The 16,945-nt window shown below is 60.5% G+C and carries 15 protein-coding genes; 9 read left to right on the top strand and 6 right to left on the bottom strand.

The window, feature by feature from the left end:
- The first annotated feature begins 489 nt into the window (after window positions 1-489).
- The 7 genes from FMN63_RS00370 to FMN63_RS00340 are packed head-to-tail and all read left to right on the top strand — an operon-like array spanning window position 490 to window position 8,533.
- Window positions 490-1,206 (top strand): FadR/GntR family transcriptional regulator, encoded by a 717-nt coding sequence (locus FMN63_RS00370; RefSeq protein ID WP_148581968.1) that lies wholly within the window; start codon window positions 490-492, stop codon window positions 1,204-1,206.
- Window positions 1,196-2,203, top strand: a complete 1,008-nt coding sequence (locus tag FMN63_RS00365; protein ID WP_148581967.1) for an ABC transporter ATP-binding protein — start codon at window positions 1,196-1,198, stop codon at window positions 2,201-2,203. Before FMN63_RS00370 ends, FMN63_RS00365 begins: the two co-directional genes overlap by 11 nt.
- Window positions 2,200-3,300: an ABC transporter ATP-binding protein gene (locus tag FMN63_RS00360; protein WP_148581966.1), complete on the top strand. Its 1,101-nt coding sequence runs from the start codon at window positions 2,200-2,202 to the stop codon at window positions 3,298-3,300. The genes FMN63_RS00365 and FMN63_RS00360 overlap by 4 nt, the downstream gene beginning before the upstream one ends.
- A gap of 28 nt (window positions 3,301-3,328) precedes the next feature.
- The gene (locus FMN63_RS00355; protein ID WP_148581965.1) at window positions 3,329-4,834 is read left to right on the top strand and encodes an ABC transporter substrate-binding protein; all 1,506 of its coding nucleotides are present in this window, start codon (window positions 3,329-3,331) and stop codon (window positions 4,832-4,834) included.
- Window positions 4,835-4,893: 59 nt separating this feature from the next.
- A complete protein-coding gene (locus tag FMN63_RS00350; RefSeq protein ID WP_148581964.1) occupies window positions 4,894-5,841 on the top strand; it encodes an ABC transporter permease in 948 nt (315 codons plus the stop codon).
- A 5-nt stretch (window positions 5,842-5,846) separates the two neighbouring features.
- Window positions 5,847-6,716 (top strand): ABC transporter permease, encoded by an 870-nt coding sequence (locus FMN63_RS00345; RefSeq protein ID WP_148582373.1) that lies wholly within the window; start codon window positions 5,847-5,849, stop codon window positions 6,714-6,716.
- 29 nt (window positions 6,717-6,745) lie between these two features.
- Window positions 6,746-8,533, top strand: coding sequence for a gamma-glutamyltransferase family protein (locus tag FMN63_RS00340; protein ID WP_148581963.1), 1,788 nt, complete (start codon window positions 6,746-6,748; stop codon window positions 8,531-8,533).
- 60 nt (window positions 8,534-8,593) lie between these two features.
- Here the strand turns inward: FMN63_RS00340 and FMN63_RS00335 are convergent, their stop codons facing one another.
- From FMN63_RS00335 to FMN63_RS00315, 5 genes are all read right to left on the bottom strand, one after another.
- A complete protein-coding gene (locus FMN63_RS00335) occupies window positions 8,594-9,700 on the bottom strand; it encodes a DmpA family aminopeptidase (RefSeq protein WP_148581962.1) in 1,107 nt (368 codons plus the stop codon).
- The gene (locus tag FMN63_RS00330; RefSeq protein WP_148581961.1) at window positions 9,697-10,527 is read right to left on the bottom strand and encodes an ABC transporter permease; all 831 of its coding nucleotides are present in this window, start codon (window positions 10,525-10,527) and stop codon (window positions 9,697-9,699) included. Before FMN63_RS00330 ends, FMN63_RS00335 begins: the two co-directional genes overlap by 4 nt.
- Entirely contained in the window at window positions 10,524-11,459 is a 936-nt protein-coding gene (locus FMN63_RS00325; protein ID WP_148581960.1) for an ABC transporter permease, read from the bottom strand. Before FMN63_RS00325 ends, FMN63_RS00330 begins: the two co-directional genes overlap by 4 nt.
- Window positions 11,456-12,574, bottom strand: coding sequence for an ABC transporter ATP-binding protein (locus FMN63_RS00320; RefSeq protein ID WP_148581959.1), 1,119 nt, complete (start codon window positions 12,572-12,574; stop codon window positions 11,456-11,458). Before FMN63_RS00320 ends, FMN63_RS00325 begins: the two co-directional genes overlap by 4 nt.
- 79 nt (window positions 12,575-12,653) lie before the next feature.
- Window positions 12,654-13,700: an ABC transporter substrate-binding protein gene (locus FMN63_RS00315; protein WP_148581958.1), complete on the bottom strand. Its 1,047-nt coding sequence runs from the start codon at window positions 13,698-13,700 to the stop codon at window positions 12,654-12,656.
- Window positions 13,701-13,815: 115 nt separating this feature from the next.
- On the opposite strand from FMN63_RS00315, the gene FMN63_RS00310 reads away from it, so the two are divergent.
- On the top strand, window positions 13,816-14,685 hold the full coding sequence (locus FMN63_RS00310; protein WP_148581957.1) for a MurR/RpiR family transcriptional regulator: 870 nt from the start codon (window positions 13,816-13,818) through the stop codon (window positions 14,683-14,685).
- An 8-nt stretch (window positions 14,686-14,693) separates the two neighbouring features.
- Here FMN63_RS00310 and FMN63_RS00305 read toward each other — a convergent pair whose 3' ends face one another.
- A complete protein-coding gene (locus tag FMN63_RS00305; RefSeq protein WP_148581956.1) occupies window positions 14,694-15,269 on the bottom strand; it encodes a cupin domain-containing protein in 576 nt (191 codons plus the stop codon).
- A 116-nt stretch (window positions 15,270-15,385) separates the two neighbouring features.
- Between FMN63_RS00305 and aptA the strand changes: the two genes are divergently transcribed.
- Window positions 15,386-16,726, top strand: a complete 1,341-nt coding sequence (gene aptA, locus FMN63_RS00300; protein WP_148581955.1) for an omega-aminotransferase AptA — start codon at window positions 15,386-15,388, stop codon at window positions 16,724-16,726.
- Window positions 16,727-16,945 lie beyond the last annotated feature (219 nt).

Below are 16,945 nucleotides of genomic sequence, written 5' to 3'. Positions count from 1 at the left end.
GCATAAAATTTCGCCACAAGCGACTGCAGCGGCAAGCAGCCTCAGGTGAACCAATTTTGACGCATACGCCAAACGAGAGTCAACGCTTCAAAATCCGCTCCTTCTCTTGAAAAGAATGACAAATTCGCCACCCAAACGAGCAACAATCGACCCCTTCAGACTGTATGGAGAGCACAAAGTTTCACGAAAGGAGATAACCCGACGAAAGTCGCGGAACCGATTAAAATTTGTTCCCTAGCACAAATTTCAGGCAGAAGCTTCGAGGCATTGCTTGGCAAAGGTGCCGATGCCATCACTGTCTGTTATTTTTTCATTTATTTTACAGATACTTATTTGATTTTCATCTCACGGAACCCTTGCAATTTCCGGCCTCTCCAGGAATGGGCCCAAGCTGACATCAGACCTGTCACGGCAAAAAGTCCGGCTTGCATCGCGAAAAATATCGCGCCAATAATGTGACCAATTCAAATTGGTTCGTATTGGTATGGCATGAGCGGCACCGAGAAACCTTCGCAGCGTAACTCCAGCATGGCTCTGGAACGCCTTCGCATCATCGTGGACCAGCTCACGGCGGAGGGGGCGGAGCAGCTTCCCACCGAGCGCGAGCTGTCCGAAACCATCGGCGTTGGCCGAAGGGCAGTGCGCCGCGCGTTGGAGGTGCTGGAAACCGAGGGCAAGATCTGGCGCCGGCAGGGCGCGGGGACCTTTATCGGCAGTGAACCGGCCCAACCGGAAAAACAGATCCTGTCGCTGCACGAAAACTCCAACATGCTCGAGGTGATGGAAGTCCGGCTGCAGATAGAGCCCGTGCTGGCCCGTCTGGCGGCCCTGCGGGCAGCCCCTTCCGATATCGCTGCCATGAGCGACCTCGCCGACCGCGTCGGCAAGGCGGAAGACATGGACAGCCGCGAACTGTGGGACAGTGCCCTGCACCGGGCCATCGCACGGGCTGCCCGCAACACCCTGTTCCTGGCCCTGTTCGATGTCGTTGACCGGGTTCGGCAGGATACCGCCTGGCGCCACGTGCGCGAAGCGCTGAGAACCGACGATGCCCTGACGCTCTACCGGTCGCAGCATGTCGACATCATCGCAGCCATTGCCAACCGGGACCCCATCACTGCGGAAAAAACCATGCGTGCCCACCTGCTGGCGCTGCAAGAGCGTCTCCTGTTCCAGAGTGCAAGCGAGGCGGCCGATGCCGACTGAAGCTCCGTCGAGCGCCCCGGTCCTGGAGGTTCAGGACCTCTCGCTCCGTTTCAAGGGCGCTCCGGCCAATATCGTCGATGGTCTGTCCTTTGCCGTCCGTCCGGGGGAAACCCTGTGCATCGTCGGAGAGAGCGGGTGCGGCAAGTCGGTTACAGCCTTGTCGCTGATGGGCCTGCTGCCGAAGGGCGTTGCCAGAGTCATGTCCGGAACGGCCACCTTTGGCGGACAGGATCTGCTGGCGCTGCCGCAACGGGCTCTGGCAGACCTGCGCGGCGACCGCATTTCCATGATCTTCCAGGAGCCGATGACCTCGCTCAATCCGTCTTACCGGATCGGCGACCAGATTGCGGAAATTGTGCTGCGTCATCGCCCGGTGAGCCGGGCCGAAGCCCGCGCACGGGCGCAGGAAATGCTGGAACGGGTGAAGATCCCGGCTGCTTCCAGCCGGCTGGACGATTACCCGCATGAGCTTTCGGGCGGCATGCGCCAGCGGGTGATGATCGCCATGGCGCTTGCCAACGATCCGGTCCTGCTGATTGCCGACGAGCCCACCACCGCTCTCGACGTCACCATTCAGGCCCAGATCATCGACCTGATCGAGGACCTGCAGAAGGAGAGCGGAACGGCATTGATCATGATCACGCACGATCTGGGTGTCGTTGCCGAAATCGCCGACCGCGTGTGTGTAATGTACGCCGGACGTGCGGTGGAGGACGGCCCGGTTTCTGCGATTTTCGACGATCCGCAGCACCCCTACACCATCGGCCTGATGAGCTCCGTCCCGTCGGTCGGCCCGCGCTCCGGCAAGCTGGCAACCATCGGCGGCATGGTTCCCACCATCGACAACATGCCGAATGGATGCCGGTTCTCGCCTCGTTGTCCCTTTGCAGGAGCCCGTTGCGACAGCGTACCGCCGCTTGTCGAACTCGGCCCCGCCCACGAGGCGGCCTGTCACTATGCACCGCTGGAAAGCGCATTTGCGGAGGCTGCAGGATGAGCCTGACAACCCGGGACAAGATCATCGAGACACGCGCCGTCACCAAGAGGTTCGGCGGCCGCAAGAGCCTGTTCAAACCGGCAACCTCGGTCAGTGCCGTCAATGGCGTGTCGCTGGACATCAAGCGCGGAGAAACCTTCTCCATCGTCGGGGAAAGCGGTTGTGGCAAGTCCACGCTGGCCCGCCTTCTGGTCCGCCTGCTGACCCCTTCGGACGGCGCAGTTCTTTATGACGGCAACGACATATCCGCCCTTTCCGAACAGGAAATGCGCCACTTGCGGAAGGATCTGCAATTCATTTTCCAGGACCCGTTCTCCTCGCTCAATCCACGCATGAGCGTCGGTGCGCTGATCGAGGAACCGATGAAGGTCCACACGACGCTTTCGCGTGCCGAACGCCGGCAGAAGGTCGCTGAACTCCTGAACAGGGTCGGGCTTCGTCCCGCCTTCGCCAATCGCTATCCGCACGAGTTTTCCGGCGGCCAGCGTCAGCGCATCGGCATCGCCCGAGCGCTGGCCAGCGGCCCCAAGGTGATCGTCGGCGATGAACCCGTCTCGGCGCTGGATGTTTCGGTGCAGGCCCAGGTCATCAATCTTCTGGAAGACCTGAAGTCGGAATTCGACCTGACGCTGATCCTGATTGCCCACGACCTGGCGGTTATCCGCCACATGAGCGACCGGGTGGCGGTCATGTATCTGGGTGAAATCGTCGAGCTGGCCCCCAATGACGCGCTGTTCGACAAGCCTCTGCATCCCTACACACAGGCCCTGATGCGCGCGATCCCGATTGCCTCGCCGCACGGCAGGTCGATGAAAGCCGCCCTTTCGGGAGACGTGCCCTCACCGCTCGATCCTCCCTCGGGCTGCCGCTTTCATCCGCGCTGTCCGCATGCAACCGATCTTTGCAGCCAGGAAAAACCGGCACCTGCAACCATTGCAGGAGACAGAACCGTTGCCTGCCATCACTGGGAAAAAATCGCGGACGCTGACCAGTCCCCGGTTCAGGAACCGCCAAGGAGCCCCAATGCGGAAAAGCGCTTCGCGCTGTTCCGAACCCGTAGCCAACAACAAGAGCCAACGACGGCCACAAGACCTTAAATCGAGCCCTTTCGATAGGAGAACCAACATGCGTAAGCATTTCCTTGCCGCGCTGCTGCTCAGCGCAACAACCCTGGCAACGGCCGCCCACGCCGCCGATCTTCGCATCGGCCTGCAGGACGACGCCGATGTGCTGGATCCCGATCAGTCCCGGACCTTTGTCGGCCGTATCGTCTACACGTCGCTGTGCGACAAGCTGGTCGACATCACTCCGGATCTGGAAACCATCCCGCAGCTGGCCACCGGCTGGAGCTGGTCCGACGACGGCAAGGTCCTGACCATGGACCTGCGCGAAGGCGTGACCTTCCACGATGGCACCCCCTTTGACGCGGAAGCCGTGAAGGCCAACATCGAACGCTCGAAGAACCTGCCGGAAAGCCGCCGCAAGAGCGAGGTCAAGTCCATCGAAAGCGTGGAGGTTTCCGGCCCGCTTCAGGTCAAGTTCACCTTGACTGCACCGGACGCGACGCTGCTCGCCCAGTTTGCCGACCGCGCGGGCATGATGCTGTCGCCGACCGCCGCCGAGGCAGCCGGTGCCGACTTCGGCAACAATCCGGTCTGCTCCGGCCCCTTCAAGTTTGTCGAGCGTGTCCAGCAGGACCGGATCGTCCTGTCCAAGTTCGATGACTACTGGAACAAGGACGCCATCAACTTCGACACGGTGACCTTCCTGCCGATCCCCGACACCACCGTGCGTCTTGCCAACCTGCGCTCCGGCGACATCGACATGCTGGAACGCCTCGCGGCAACTGACGTTGCCTCGGTCAAGGGCGACGACTCCCTCGGCTTCGCCGAAGCCGTCAGCCTGGGCTACCAGGGCATCACGGTGAACATCAACAACGGCGAAAAGGGTGACAACCCCTTCGGCAACGACCCGAAGATCCGTCAGGCCTTCAGCCTCTCGCTCGACCGTGACGCGATCAACCAGGTTGTCTTCGAAGGTGCGTTTGCCCCCGGCAATCAGCCGTTCCCGCCGACAAGCCCCTGGTTTGACAAGGACTATCCCGTCCCGGCCCGTGATGTCGAAAAGGCAAAGGCCCTGCTCAAGGAAGCCGGCTATGACAGCCTCGATGTCGAGGTGCAGGTAGCCAACAACCCTGTGCAGACCCAGATGATGCAGGTTGTTCAGTCGATGGCGGCGGAAGCCGGTTTCAACGTCAAACTGAAGTCGATGGAATTCGCCAGCCTGCTGGCGGATCAGTCTGCCGGCAACTACCAGGCAAGCCAGGTGGGCTGGTCGGGCCGTGTCGATCCGGACGGCAACATCCACCAGTTCATGACCTGCAAGGGCGGGATCAACGATTCCAAGGTCTGCATTCCCGAAGTCGACAAGCTGCTGGACGAAGCACGGCAGAGCAACGACACCGCCACGCGCAAGGCAAAATATGACGAGGCACGGGATATTCTGATCAAGGAACTGCCGATCATCTATCTCTACCACCCGACCTGGATCTGGGCGCTGTCCGGCAAGCTGGACGGCTTCACCGCCTATCCGGACGGCATGATCCGCCTCGAGAACGTCAAGTTCAAGTAACCCCACCGATGACGGGACCCGGCGCAGGCCGGGCCCCGTCTTAAACGGATTTTGCCCGAATGCTGTCCTACATCGCGCGCCGGCTGGTCATCGCCATCCCTACGCTCATTCTGGTCTCGATCTTCGTCTTCGTGCTGCAGAAACTGCTGCCCGGCGACCCGGCACTCGTGCTTGCCGGTGAAGAACGCGATCCGGCTGTGCTGGAGTTCATTCGCGAGAAATACCGGCTCAACGACCCGATCATCTACCAGTATTTCTACTGGATGAAGGCCATGCTGCAGGGCGACCTCGGCATTTCGCTGCGAACCAATCTGCCGGTGACGGAGCTCATTGCCGACAAGCTGCCGGTCACGATCCAGCTTGCCGTGATGGCAATGATCATCGCGTTTGCGATCGGCATTCCCGCCGGCATCCTGTCCGCGGTGCGCAAGGGCACCGCCATCGACTACATCGCCAATTTCGTGGCGCTGTCCGGTCTGTCCATCCCGAATTTCTGGCTTGGTATCATGCTGATCATGCTGGTCTCCGTCCAATTGGGATGGCTGCCGGCGTCAGGCTATGAATCGCCCTTCGTCGATCCGCTGAAGTCACTCCAGACGATGATCATGCCCGCCTTTGTGCTGGGCACGGCGCTGGCCGCCACCTTGATGCGCCACACGCGCTCGGCAATGCTGGGCGTGCTGAAGGCCGATTATGTCCGCACGGCCCGCGCCAAGGGCCTTCTGGAAAACGTGGTCATCCTGAAACACGCCTTCCGCAACGCCCTGCTGCCTATCGTAACCCTTAGCGCCCTGCTCTTCGGCGAATTGCTCGCCGGCGCGGTGCTGACGGAACAGATCTTCACCATCCCCGGCTTCGGCAAGCTTATCGTGGATGCCGTTTTCACCCGTGACTACGCTGTCGTGCAGGGTGTCGTCATGTGCACGGCCGCCGGTTTCATCCTGATGAACCTGATCGCCGACGTCCTCTATTTCCTTCTCAACCCGCGTATGAGGAGCAGCCTGTGAGCGCCGTGACCACCGCCGCAGATCCGGCCGAGGAAACAATCCGCCTCGAAAGCCGCGCCTGGAAAAAGCTGAAGGCCAACAAGAGCGCGCTTTTCGGTTTCATCATCGTCGCCTTTTTCATCGGCATTGCCGTCGCCGCGCCCGTGCTGCCCATTGCGGATCCGCTCGCAACCGACTGGGGCGCGGTGCGCAAGGCGCCGTCCGCCGCCCACTGGCTTGGCACCGACGAGATTGGCCGGGATATCCTCTCGCGCATGATCTGGGGGGCTCAGGCCTCGCTGATGGCCGGTGTCGTGTCGGTGTTGATCGCTGTCTTGATCGGCGTACCCTTCGGTCTTCTGTCGGGTTACTTCGGCGGCTGGACCGATCAGGCGATCTCCCGGGTCACAGATGCACTGCTTGCAACGCCCTTCCTCATTCTGGCCATCGCGCTTGCCGCCTTTCTGGGGCCGAGCCTGACCAACGCCATGATTGCCATCGGGCTTTCGGCCATGCCGATCTTCGTGCGTCTGACACGCGGACAGGTGCTGTCGGTCAAGACGGAAGACTATGTCGAAGGGGCCCGGGCCATCGGGCTCAGCCATGTTGCGATCATGTCCCGCTACATCCTGCCCAACGTGTTCGCACCGGTTCTGGTTCAGGCGACGCTGACGGTCGCGACCGCGATCATCGCCGAAGCAAGCCTTTCCTTCCTCGGCCTCGGTCAGCAAGCCCCCGCCCCAAGCTGGGGCTCCATGCTGAACGTCGCCAAGAACTTCATGACCCAGGCACCCTGGATGGCCTGGTGGCCGGGTGCGGCGATCTTTCTGGTCGTTCTCGGTTTCAACCTGCTGGGCGATGGCCTGCGCGATGCCCTCGACCCGCGCGAGAGCTGATCCGTTTTTTAAAACCCAAAGAGTAACTCATGCCGACTTTTACCACCCGCCCCGAAATCACCGGCACCTTCGGTGTCGTCACCTCCACTCACTGGATCGCAAGCGCCGTCGGCATGAGCATCCTGGAAAAAGGCGGCAATGCCTTCGATGCCGCCGTTGCGACCGGACTTGTGCTGCAGGTTCTGGAACCGCATCTGAACGGTCCGGCCGGCGATCTGCCGGTGATCTTTCACAAGGCCGGTACCGGCGAAACCAAGGTCGTCTGCGGCCAGGGCCCTGCCCCGGCGGGAGCCACAATCGAGCATTACAAGGCGGAAGGCCTGGATCTCATTCCGGGCAACGGCCTGCTGTCGACCGTCATTCCGGGCGCTTTCGACGGCTGGATGCTGATGCTGCGCGACCATGGCACCTTGAGCCTGCGCGATGTGCTGGAGCCTGCGATCTACTACGCTGAAAACGGCCAGCCGATGCTGCCGGGTGCCGCGGCGACCATCGGCGGGTTGAAGGACTTTTTCCAGACCGAGTGGCCGACGTCCTTCGAGACCTGGGTGCCGGGCGGAAACGTGCCGGAAGCCGGCGAGATGTTCAAGAACCCGGTTCTCGCGCAAACCTGGACGCGGCTTTTGAGCGACGCGGAAAGCCAAAGTGGACGCGAGGCGCAGATCGACGCGGCACGCGACTGTTTCTACCGCGGCTTCATTGCCGAAGAGATCGCCGCCTTCCTGGAAAAGACCGAGGTGATGGATGGCTCGGGCTCCAAACACAAGGGTGTCCTGACCGCCGACGACCTGGCGAACTGGAGCGCGACTTACGAAGATCCGCTGTTGAGCGACTATCACGACTGGACCGTTGCCAAGACCGGCCCGTGGGGACAGGGACCCGTGCTGCTGCAGGCGCTGGCTCTGTTGAAAGGCTTCGACATCGGGGCGATGGATCCGGCCGGGGCTGACTTCGTCCACCATGTGACGGAAGCCATGAAGCTCGCCTATGCGGACCGCGAGGTCTATTACGGCGACCCGGCCTTTGTTGACGTTCCGATGAGCGCGCTGTTGTCGGACGATTATAACGACGCGCGGCGCAAGCTGATTTCCGATACCGCCTCCTTCGACCTGCGCCCCGGCGTCCTTCCGGGCTTCGAGGACCAGGTGGCGGCCAACATGGCCGTGATCGAACGCGCCGGGATAGCCAACACAGGTATTTACGAACCGACGATGGCGCATCTTTCCGAGCGGCGGGGCGACACGGTTCATCTCGACATCATCGACCGTTGGGGCAACATGGTTGCCGCAACCCCGTCCGGCGGCTGGCTGCAGTCCTCGCCGATCATACCCTCACTTGGCTTCTGCCTGAATTCACGGGCGCAGATGTTCTGGCTGGAAGACGGTCTGCCCACAAGCCTGGCACCCGGCAAACGTCCGCGCACCACGCTGACACCGAGCCTCGCCTTCCATGAAGGCCGCCCGACGATGGTGTTCGGTACACCCGGCGGCGACCAGCAGGACCAGTGGCAGCTCTCCCTGTTCCTGCGGCTTGTGCATCACGGTCTCAACCTGCAGGAAGCCATCGACCTGCCGCTGTTCCACACCACCCATTTCCCGACCTCCTTCCACCCGCGCCAGCGCCAGCCGGGGCACGTGATGGCCGAAGGCAATTTCAGCGCCGAGACGATCAATCTGCTTCGGACCCGCGGGCATTCGGTGGAGGTTTCCGGCAACTGGACCATCGGGCGGCTGACCGCTGCCAAACGCAGCGCAGACGGCGTTCTGAAGGCAGCGGCAACACCGCGCCTGATGCAGGCCTACGCCATCGGCCGATAAAGACAGAAATCAACCCGCCGGTGCCTTGCAGGCATTGGCACCGGTGGGTTCTTGTCTGAGCTATGCGAGAAGCTTCTTGAGGGCTTCCGCGTCGATCGCCCGGCAAACCGACCCGGATGGACGAGCCGTCGGCGTGTCTTCAGCCGCCAGCATGGCGTTGAGGACAGCCTCCTCGACCGCTTCCACAGCGGCCATATAGACCGGATCGAGCAGATCGTCGTTCAGGGACACCATGGATTTCCACGGTCCGCTGAGCTGCGGCAAATCCATTTCATTGGCGGTGCTGAAGGCAAGGAAGATGTCGCCGGAATTGTTGCCGCCGGGTGTGCCGCCCCGGCCAATGCCAATCGTCGCGCGGCGGGCCAGGCGGTCAAGCTGGCACGGCAGCAGCGGCAGATCCGTTGCGATGATGACGATGATCGACCCTCGCTCCGCATTAAAGCCGGGTATCCGGTTCTCCGTCATTTTCTCGCCTACCGGCTGTCCCAGCACCTTGAGCCATGGCCGAACACCGTGGTTTGCCTGCACAAGAACACCGAGCGTATGGGTTTTTCCACCCGCTTCGACACGCCGCGAGGCGGTGCCGGTTCCACCCTTGAACTCGTAACAGATCATGCCCGCACCGCCGCCGACATTGCCTTCGGCGGGAGGCTCTGATGTTGCATTTTCAAGGGCTTTTGCCGCGTGTTCCGGCCGCACATGCAGGCCGTTGATATCGTTCAGGACACCGTCATAGGTTTCCGCAACAACCGGCATGGCCCACAGATGATTGTTCTGCCAGGCATCGCGGTAGGTATCGACCATCCAGCGCACGGCGGCCTCATGCACGGCGCCCACGCTGTGCGTGTTGGTGATCAGGATCGGGCCGGTGAAATAGCCCGCGTCCTTGATCCAGTGGCTGCCGGTCATTTCACCATTGCCATTCAGCGCATGCAGCCCTGCCCACACGGGACGCGGTGTCGACAAACGGCCCCGGGGCAGGATTGCCGTTACGCCGGTCTGCACCGGAAGGCCGTTGGTCTCCAGCGCGGGTGTCTTGCGTGAGGACAGCGTCTCGTAGCCGACGAGCACACCTTCAACATCGGTAATCGCGTTATGCGGACCCGGCGTGCCCGGCAAGGGCAGCCCCAGATCGCGGGCACGTTTGGACTTGAGTTTCTGCGTCATTTCTTGCGGGACCGCATGTAGAGGCCTACGGAGGCGATGATGAAGGAGAACGCCAGCATGACCGTGGCGATAGCATTGATTTCCGGTTTGATGCCCCTGCGCAGCATCCCGTAGATGTGCACGGGCAGCGTGGTGGAATCGACGCCGGAGATGAAATAGGTGATCACCAGATCGTCCATCGAGATGATGAAGGCGAGCATGGCGCCGCCGATAACCCCTGGTGCGATCAACGGCAGGGTCACCCGTTTGAACGTCGTCCAGCCGTCCGCCCCCAGATCCGCCGACGCCTCTTCCAGACTGTCGTCCATATCCGAGATGCGCGCGCTGACCACGATGAACACATAGCTGCTGAGGAAAGTGCAGTGGCCGATGATGATCGTGTGCAGACCCAGCCCGAAGCCGAAGGACACGAAGAAGATCAGCAGCGCGATGCCGAGGATGATGTCGGGCATGATCATCGGCATGAACATCAAGGCCCGGTAAAAGTTCTTGAGACGAAACCTGAAGCGGGCAACCGCCAGCGCGACCGACGTGCCGAGCACCGTCGACACCGCCGTGGTGATCAGGGCCACCGTCAGGCTGTTCAGAACCGCGTGATAGAGCTGGTCCGTGGATTCCACATATAGCGTCAGCTCGTTCAGCTCCGTCGGGAAGCCGAAGATCGTCCTGTACCAGTCGAAGGTGAACCCCTGCCAGATCATCATGTTGACCGGGTTGGAGTTGAACGAGAACACCGTGATCAACAGGATCGGCACATAGATGAAGACCAGAAACAGCCATCCGTAGACCGACAGGAACAGGTTTCGCCAGGACATCTTGCGCCTCATGCCGCGACCTCCTCTGCCACGTTCGGCCCGTCCGCCTGCCGCTCTTCACGTGTGACGATGCGGATGTAGTAGAGCAGCAGGACCAGCACGGCGGCCATGACCATCATTCCGAGCGCCGCTCCGAAGGGCCAGTTGCGCGCCGAAAGGAATTGCTGCTCGATCAGGTTGCCGATCATGACTACCTTTGCCCCGCCCAGAAGCGATGGCCCGATGAAGTTGCCGAGGCTCGGGATGAAAACGATGATCGAACCCCCGACGATGCCCGGCAGGGTCATCGGCAGGATGACGCGAAAGAACGTCTGAATCCGGTTGGCGCCCAGGTCCTGCGAGGCTTCGATCAGGCTGAGGTCCAGCTTTTCGATGCTGGCATAAAGCGGCAGGAACATGAACGGCACGAATACATAGACCATGCCGATGACGACCGCAGTTCCGGTGAAGATGATTTCCAGCGGCTCATCGATCAGCCCAAGCCCCATCAGCGCCTGATTGAAGAAACCGGTCGGCCGCAGGATCAGGACCCAGGCGAACAGGCGTACGATCAGGCTGATGAAAAACGGCAGCGTGATCAGGAAGATAACCAGGTTCTTGCGTTTCTCCGGCATGCGCGACACCCAGAAGGCGACCGGATAACAAAGGATGAGGCTGAGGAGAACAGTCGTTGCGGCGAGCTTCACCGAACGCAGGAAGATCTCGAAATAGACCGGATCGAAGCGTTCGTATTTGGTGTCTGCCCAGCCCAGAATGCGCCCGTAGTTCAGGTGAAAGAACTTCCATTCAACGCCGCCGTAAAGTCCCGGCGTGAGCCAGGAATAGACGATCATGATGGCGAGCGGCCCGAGGAAGAAAATCGCGAGGAAGGCGGACGGCGGCAGCAGCAGGCCGAACAGCGTCAACCTGCGCCTGTTTTCCAATGTGCGGCGCGCCTTGCTCATGCCGGCGCTCCCCGTTCCGGAATTAGGTGCACGGCATCATGCGGTACGAACAGCGAGGTCTGTTCGCCGATCGTGTGATGCGACGTGCCAGGCCCTGCCCGAAGCGACGCCCGGACGGGCGGCAGCCCCTGGCACGCCAGGACAAGATGATAGTCGGTTCCGGCGAAGAAACTCTCGCTGACCGTGCCCGAGATCTCGTGCCCAGCCCGCTCGTCAGCACTGCTTTGCCCAACGCTCTCGACGAGGTTTTCCGGCCGGATCAGCACCTTTGCCGGATCGCCCTGCTTCAGGCCGTTCACCGGGCAATCGCGTATGACCGTGCCGTCGGTCAGGACGACATCGCAGCTTGCGCCCTCAACCGAAACCACCGTGGCATCCAGAAGATTGCTCTCCCCGATGAATCGGGCGACAAACTCGTTCCCGGGGCGGCGGTACAGCTCCTCGGGGGCGTCAAGCTGCTGGATGGTGCCACCGTTCAACACCGCGATCCGGTCCGACATCACCAGCGCTTCTTCCTGATCGTGGGTCACGAAAATGAAGGAGATGCCGAGTTCGTGCTGCAGGATTTTCAATTCCTGCTGCATCTTGTGGCGCAGGTTCTTGTCGAGGGCCGACAGAGGTTCGTCCAGCAGCAGAATTTTCGGCTGGGCAACCAGTGACCTTGCCAGCGCCACCCGCTGTTGCTGCCCGCCGGAAAGCTGGCCGATCTTGCGGGCGCCCATACCGGCAAGGCCGACAAGCTCGAGCATGTTGCCGACACGCTCCCTGATCTCCGCTTTGGCGATGCCTCGCACTTCGAGACTGTAGGCCACGTTCCGTTCCACCGTCAGATGCGGGAACAGGGCATATCTTTGAAAGACGGTGTTGACCGGCCGCTTGTGCGCCGGCTGATCCGACACAGGCTGGCCATCTATGTAGATCTCGCCGCTGTCGAGATCCTCGAACCCGCTGACTGCCCTCAGCAACGTGGTCTTGCCGCAGCCCGATGGCCCAAGCAGCGTCAGAAACTCGTTGTGAGCCACCGTAAGGGACACGTTGTCCAGTGCACGAATAACGCCGCCTTCGGGAGCCTGAAAGCTCTTGGAGGCGTTTTCGATCCTTAAAATTCCTTGCATTCTACCCCCTCGGAACGTCAAGCAACGTGCGCGGCCCATGGCCGCGCAGTCTTTTCGTGACGATCATCCGCATCCGGCGTCATTGAGCCGTTTTGATGCGTGTCCATTCGCTGTTGTAAAGCTGCAGGTCGCGGCCGAGGTCCACGAAGATCTGCAGCTTTTCCATCACGTCCTGAGGTGGGTAGATGCTTTCATTGTTGGCGATTTCCGGCGGCAGAAGCTCCCGGGCCGGCAGGTTGGGCGTGCCGTTCATTTGCTGCTGCACGTTCAGCGCGGCAATTTCCGGCTGAAGATAGAACTGCAGGAACTTCTTGGCGTTTTCCTTGTTCGGAGCACTGGCGAGGACGCAGATGTCCTCCTGGTACATGGTCGCGCCTTCCTTCGGGATGACGTAGGCAAGCACATCCGGCGCCTGCTGCACGAAGATATTCGCACCGACATACCAATGGGCCGCCGCCACATCGCCCGACTGGACCAGCGGAATGCTGTCGTAGGTAAAGGCGGTGACGTTCTTCTTGCGCTCCAGAATGTAATCGGCGGCGGCCTTGATTTCGTCTTCGTCGGTGGAATTGACCGACGTGCCCTTCATGATGTGACCGATGCCAATCGTCTCACGCAGATCGTCCAGCAGGATGATCTTCTCGCCCTTGTCGGCCAGGGCAAAGAAGTCTTCCCAGCCGGTCATCTCGGCGACCTTTTTCTTGTTGTAGACGATGCCGACGGTTCCCCAGGCATAGGGCAGGCAATATTCTGCATCCGGATCGGTCTTCGCGCGGATGAACTGCGGATCGATGTTCTTGAAAGCCGGGTCGCTGCCGATGTCTGTCTTTTCCAGAAGGCCGAGCTGGAACATGATGTCGTGCATGTGGACCGATGGGAACACGATATCGTAGCCGGTGGCGCCCGCCTGGATTTTCGCCAGCATTTCCTCGTTGGAGCCGTAGGTATCCAGGTTGACCTTGATCCCTGTCTCCTCGGTGAATTTGGCCAGGACCTGCGGATTGATGTAGTCGCCCCAGTTGTAGAGATTTAGTTCTTCTTCGGCCTGTGCAGCACTGGCAACAGCCACCAGTGCCGCTGCCGCAAGTGTTGCCTTGGCAACTCTCTTCAGCGTGTTGTTAGTCATGGAACCCTCTGGTTTGCTGCCACGTTTCTGGGAGGTGAACGGGCTTGCGTCCAAAAGGAGATTGAATTATGACATTTCTGTCAAATGTTATTTTTCTGTCATTTTGGGAGCTGACATGGAAGCCGGTTTCTCGTCCTTCCCGCAAGCGAAATTCGATGAATTCCTCAAGCGCTTGCAGGATGAAACGCCGAAGCTTCCCAAGCAGGAAGCCCGGCTTGCCCAATTTGTCAGTCTGAATATTTCATCTCTGGGGCTGGAAACCGGCAAGTCGCTCGCGGAAAAAGCCGGCGTCTCCGAGGTTACAGTGGGCCGGTTGCTGCGCCGTCTCGGGTGCGACGGGATGAAAGGGCTGAAGCAGCTTCTGCGCGACCATTATTCCGTCACCACCGCCTCCATCGTCACCGATGGTGACATTCCGGTCCGGTTCGTCAAGACACTGGAGGCCGAGGTGCAGGGCCTGACCAATGTGTTCAACCAGACCCAGGGCAGTAATTGGGATGAAGTCACCCGGCTGCTGTCGGACGCAGAGACGATTTTCGCCACAGGATTTCAGTCGGTCCGTGGAACGGTCGAGGACTTCGCCCGCCGGCTGGCACTCGCGCGGAAGAATGTCCATTTCCTGTCCGCTCACGACAGCATGCTGGGAGAATGGCTCGACCAAAGCCCAGAAAGCGCCGCCTCCAGTTGCCTCATACTGGTGGATGTCGTTCCCTATGCGTCAGAATCCGTGAAGCTTGCCCGGCTGGCGAAAAGCCAAGGCCGGTCGGTCATCGTTGTCTCGGACGAGTATTGCCACTGGAGCCGGGAGATCGCGGACGCGGCCATCTACGCCCCCTCCCGAACGGGACTTTTTCTGGAATCGATCATCGGCATTGTGGCGGCGCTCAGCCTGATGGTCGATGTGGCCGCCAGGGCCAACGAGACGGTTTCCGCTGACCGACTAGTGCAATGGAAGGCCAATTCGAAGAAACTTGGCCTGTTCTAGAGTTCGGTTCAGAACGTCGGTGGAGTGCAGGCGCTGACGACGACGCACCGCTCGTTCCGGAGCGCCTTGAACCTATGCGGGGTCGTGCTCCTGAAGAGATAGGCATCCCCCGGACCGAGGATCTTTCTCTGCTCGCCAACGGTGACCTCAAGCCGGCCCTCGATGACGAAACCGGCCTCCTCGCCCTCGTGGCTAAGCATGACCCGCCCCGTATCCGCGCCCGGCTCATACACCTCATAAAGCATCTGCAAGTCGTGACCGAACAGGCTGTTGCCAACCTGCTTGTAGGAAATGTTGCCCTTGCCGATTTCGGTCAGTTCGTCCACGCCGAAAAACACCTGCTCCTGCCGCTCCGGTTCATAGGCGAAGAACTCCGACAGGCCGATGGGTATCCCGTCCAGAACACGTTTCAACGCACTGAGGGACGTGTTGATCTTGGCTGCCTCGATCTGGGAGATGAAGCCATTGGTAACACCGGCCCGTTTGGCCAACTCCCGCTGCGAATATCCGTGTGCTGCACGGAGCGCTCTTAGGCGCAATCCGACATCACGTGAGAAGTCATCGGTGTTTAGTGTGTTTACCATCGTAAACACTTTCCCACTGAAGCACCGTTTTTTCAAGGGCTTGATATAGAGAAGAAACAGACTGTTCGTCGCTTCACAATCGGTGCTTTCTAGTGCGACCGACCAAGGAGGCGTATATGAACATCGTCAGCAGCGACACAGACTTTCGGTCCAACCAGGCGCTCGACGCCTATTGGATGCCCTTTACCGCGAACCGTCAGTTCAAACAGGCACCGCGCATGCTGGTGTCCGCCAAGGGCATGCATTACCGCAGCGACGATAGCCGCAGCATTCTCGACGGCACTGCCGGCCTGTGGTGCTGCAACGCCGGGCACGGCCATGAAGAGATCACCAATGCGGTCGCCCGCCAGCTGTCCGAACTGGACTACGCGCCGTCCTTCCAGATGGGCCATCCGATCGCTTTCGAATTTGCCGAGCGCCTGAAACAGGTCGCTCCGGAGGGGTTCAACCACGTGTTCTTCACCGGATCCGGATCCGAATCCGTCGACACGGCATTGAAGATGGCGCTCGCCTATCACCGGGCCCGGGGCGATGCGTCCCGCACGCGGCTGATTGGGCGGGAACGCGGCTATCATGGCGTGGGCTTCGGCGGTATTTCCGTCGGCGGTATCGTCAACAACCGCCGCCACTTCGGGTCCCTCCTGACCGGGGTCGACCACCTGCCGCACACCCATGCCCCCGAACACAACAGTTTCAGCAAGGGGCAGCCAGCCTGGGGCGCGCATCTTGCAGACGACCTGGAACGGATCGTCGCGCTTCATGGGGCGGAAACAATCGCTGCGGTCATTGTCGAACCGGTTGCCGGTTCCACTGGCGTGCTTATCCCGCCCAAAGGGTATCTGGAACGACTGCGCGCCATCTGCGACCGTCACGGCATTCTGCTGATCTTTGACGAGGTCATCACCGGCTTCGGCCGCCTTGGTGCCCCCTTCGCGTCCGACTTTTTCGGTGTGAAACCAGATCTCTTCACCACGGCCAAGGGTCTCACCAACGGCGTCATCCCCATGGGGGCGGTGTTCGCCCAGGATGCCATCCATGAGGCCTTCATGGGCGGTACGGAAGAAACAATCGAACTCTTCCACGGCTACACCTACTCGGGCCATCCCACCGCCTGCGCCGCCGGCCTCGCAACGCTCGAAATCTATGAAAAGCAAGGTCTCTTGACCCGTGGCGCCGCGATTTCCGGCACCTGGGAAGACCGGATGCACAGCCTCAAAGACGCAAAACACGTCAAGGACATCCGAACCATAGGCGTTATCGCCGGAATCGAACTGGAATCCCGTGACGACGCCCCCGGACAGCGCGCCTACGAAGTTTTCGTCAAATGCTTCGAAGCTGGCCTCCTGATCCGAGTAACCGGCGACATCATCGCCCTTTCCCCACCGTTGATCGTTGAAGACGAGATGATCGACCAAATGGTGGCGACACTCTTTCAAGTCCTTGGTGAGACGACTTAGCTTTTCGGCCCATCAACACCCAAATGGCCCGCTGGTTGATTCCTGTGGGCCTTTGTTTGTTTAGCCAATTTTTCGCGAGTTTACGTTGGACATGCGCCGTGAGCTCCGACCGACAAGGATTCGCTGTGAGTTTTTGCTTGTTTGTGTGGGACTGGAGTCCAGCTATCGGTGTCCTTGTGAGTTTAAGAACCTGGATGCCGTTGTGCGAATAACAAAAAA

The organism is Stappia sp. BW2 (genome assembly GCF_008107695.1).
In the GTDB taxonomy this organism is placed as follows: Bacteria; Pseudomonadota; Alphaproteobacteria; order Rhizobiales; family Stappiaceae; genus Roseibium.
The sequence above is the reverse complement of the archived record's forward strand: the minus strand, read 5'-3'. Positions and strand labels throughout refer to the sequence as shown.

Bases quoted from the DNA above. Each gene is read 5' to 3' on its own strand.
- FMN63_RS00370 (WP_148581968.1), top strand. From the start codon at position 490: ATGAGCGGCACCGAGAAACCTTCGCAGCGTAACTCCAGCATGGCTCTG.
- FMN63_RS00365 (WP_148581967.1), top strand. From the start codon at position 1,196: ATGCCGACTGAAGCTCCGTCGAGCGCCCCGGTCCTGGAGGTTCAGGAC.
- FMN63_RS00360 (WP_148581966.1), top strand. From the start codon at position 2,200: ATGAGCCTGACAACCCGGGACAAGATCATCGAGACACGCGCCGTCACC.
- FMN63_RS00355 (WP_148581965.1), top strand. From the start codon at position 3,329: ATGCGTAAGCATTTCCTTGCCGCGCTGCTGCTCAGCGCAACAACCCTG.
- FMN63_RS00350 (WP_148581964.1), top strand. From the start codon at position 4,894: ATGCTGTCCTACATCGCGCGCCGGCTGGTCATCGCCATCCCTACGCTC.
- FMN63_RS00340 (WP_148581963.1), top strand. From the start codon at position 6,746: ATGCCGACTTTTACCACCCGCCCCGAAATCACCGGCACCTTCGGTGTC.
- FMN63_RS00335 (WP_148581962.1), bottom strand. From the start codon at position 9,700: ATGACGCAGAAACTCAAGTCCAAACGTGCCCGCGATCTGGGGCTGCCC.
- FMN63_RS00330 (WP_148581961.1), bottom strand. From the start codon at position 10,527: ATGAGGCGCAAGATGTCCTGGCGAAACCTGTTCCTGTCGGTCTACGGA.
- FMN63_RS00325 (WP_148581960.1), bottom strand. From the start codon at position 11,459: ATGAGCAAGGCGCGCCGCACATTGGAAAACAGGCGCAGGTTGACGCTG.
- FMN63_RS00320 (WP_148581959.1), bottom strand. From the start codon at position 12,574: ATGCAAGGAATTTTAAGGATCGAAAACGCCTCCAAGAGCTTTCAGGCT.
- FMN63_RS00315 (WP_148581958.1), bottom strand. From the start codon at position 13,700: ATGACTAACAACACGCTGAAGAGAGTTGCCAAGGCAACACTTGCGGCA.
- FMN63_RS00310 (WP_148581957.1), top strand. From the start codon at position 13,816: ATGGAAGCCGGTTTCTCGTCCTTCCCGCAAGCGAAATTCGATGAATTC.
- FMN63_RS00305 (WP_148581956.1), bottom strand. From the start codon at position 15,269: ATGGTAAACACACTAAACACCGATGACTTCTCACGTGATGTCGGATTG.
- aptA (WP_148581955.1), top strand. From the start codon at position 15,386: ATGAACATCGTCAGCAGCGACACAGACTTTCGGTCCAACCAGGCGCTC.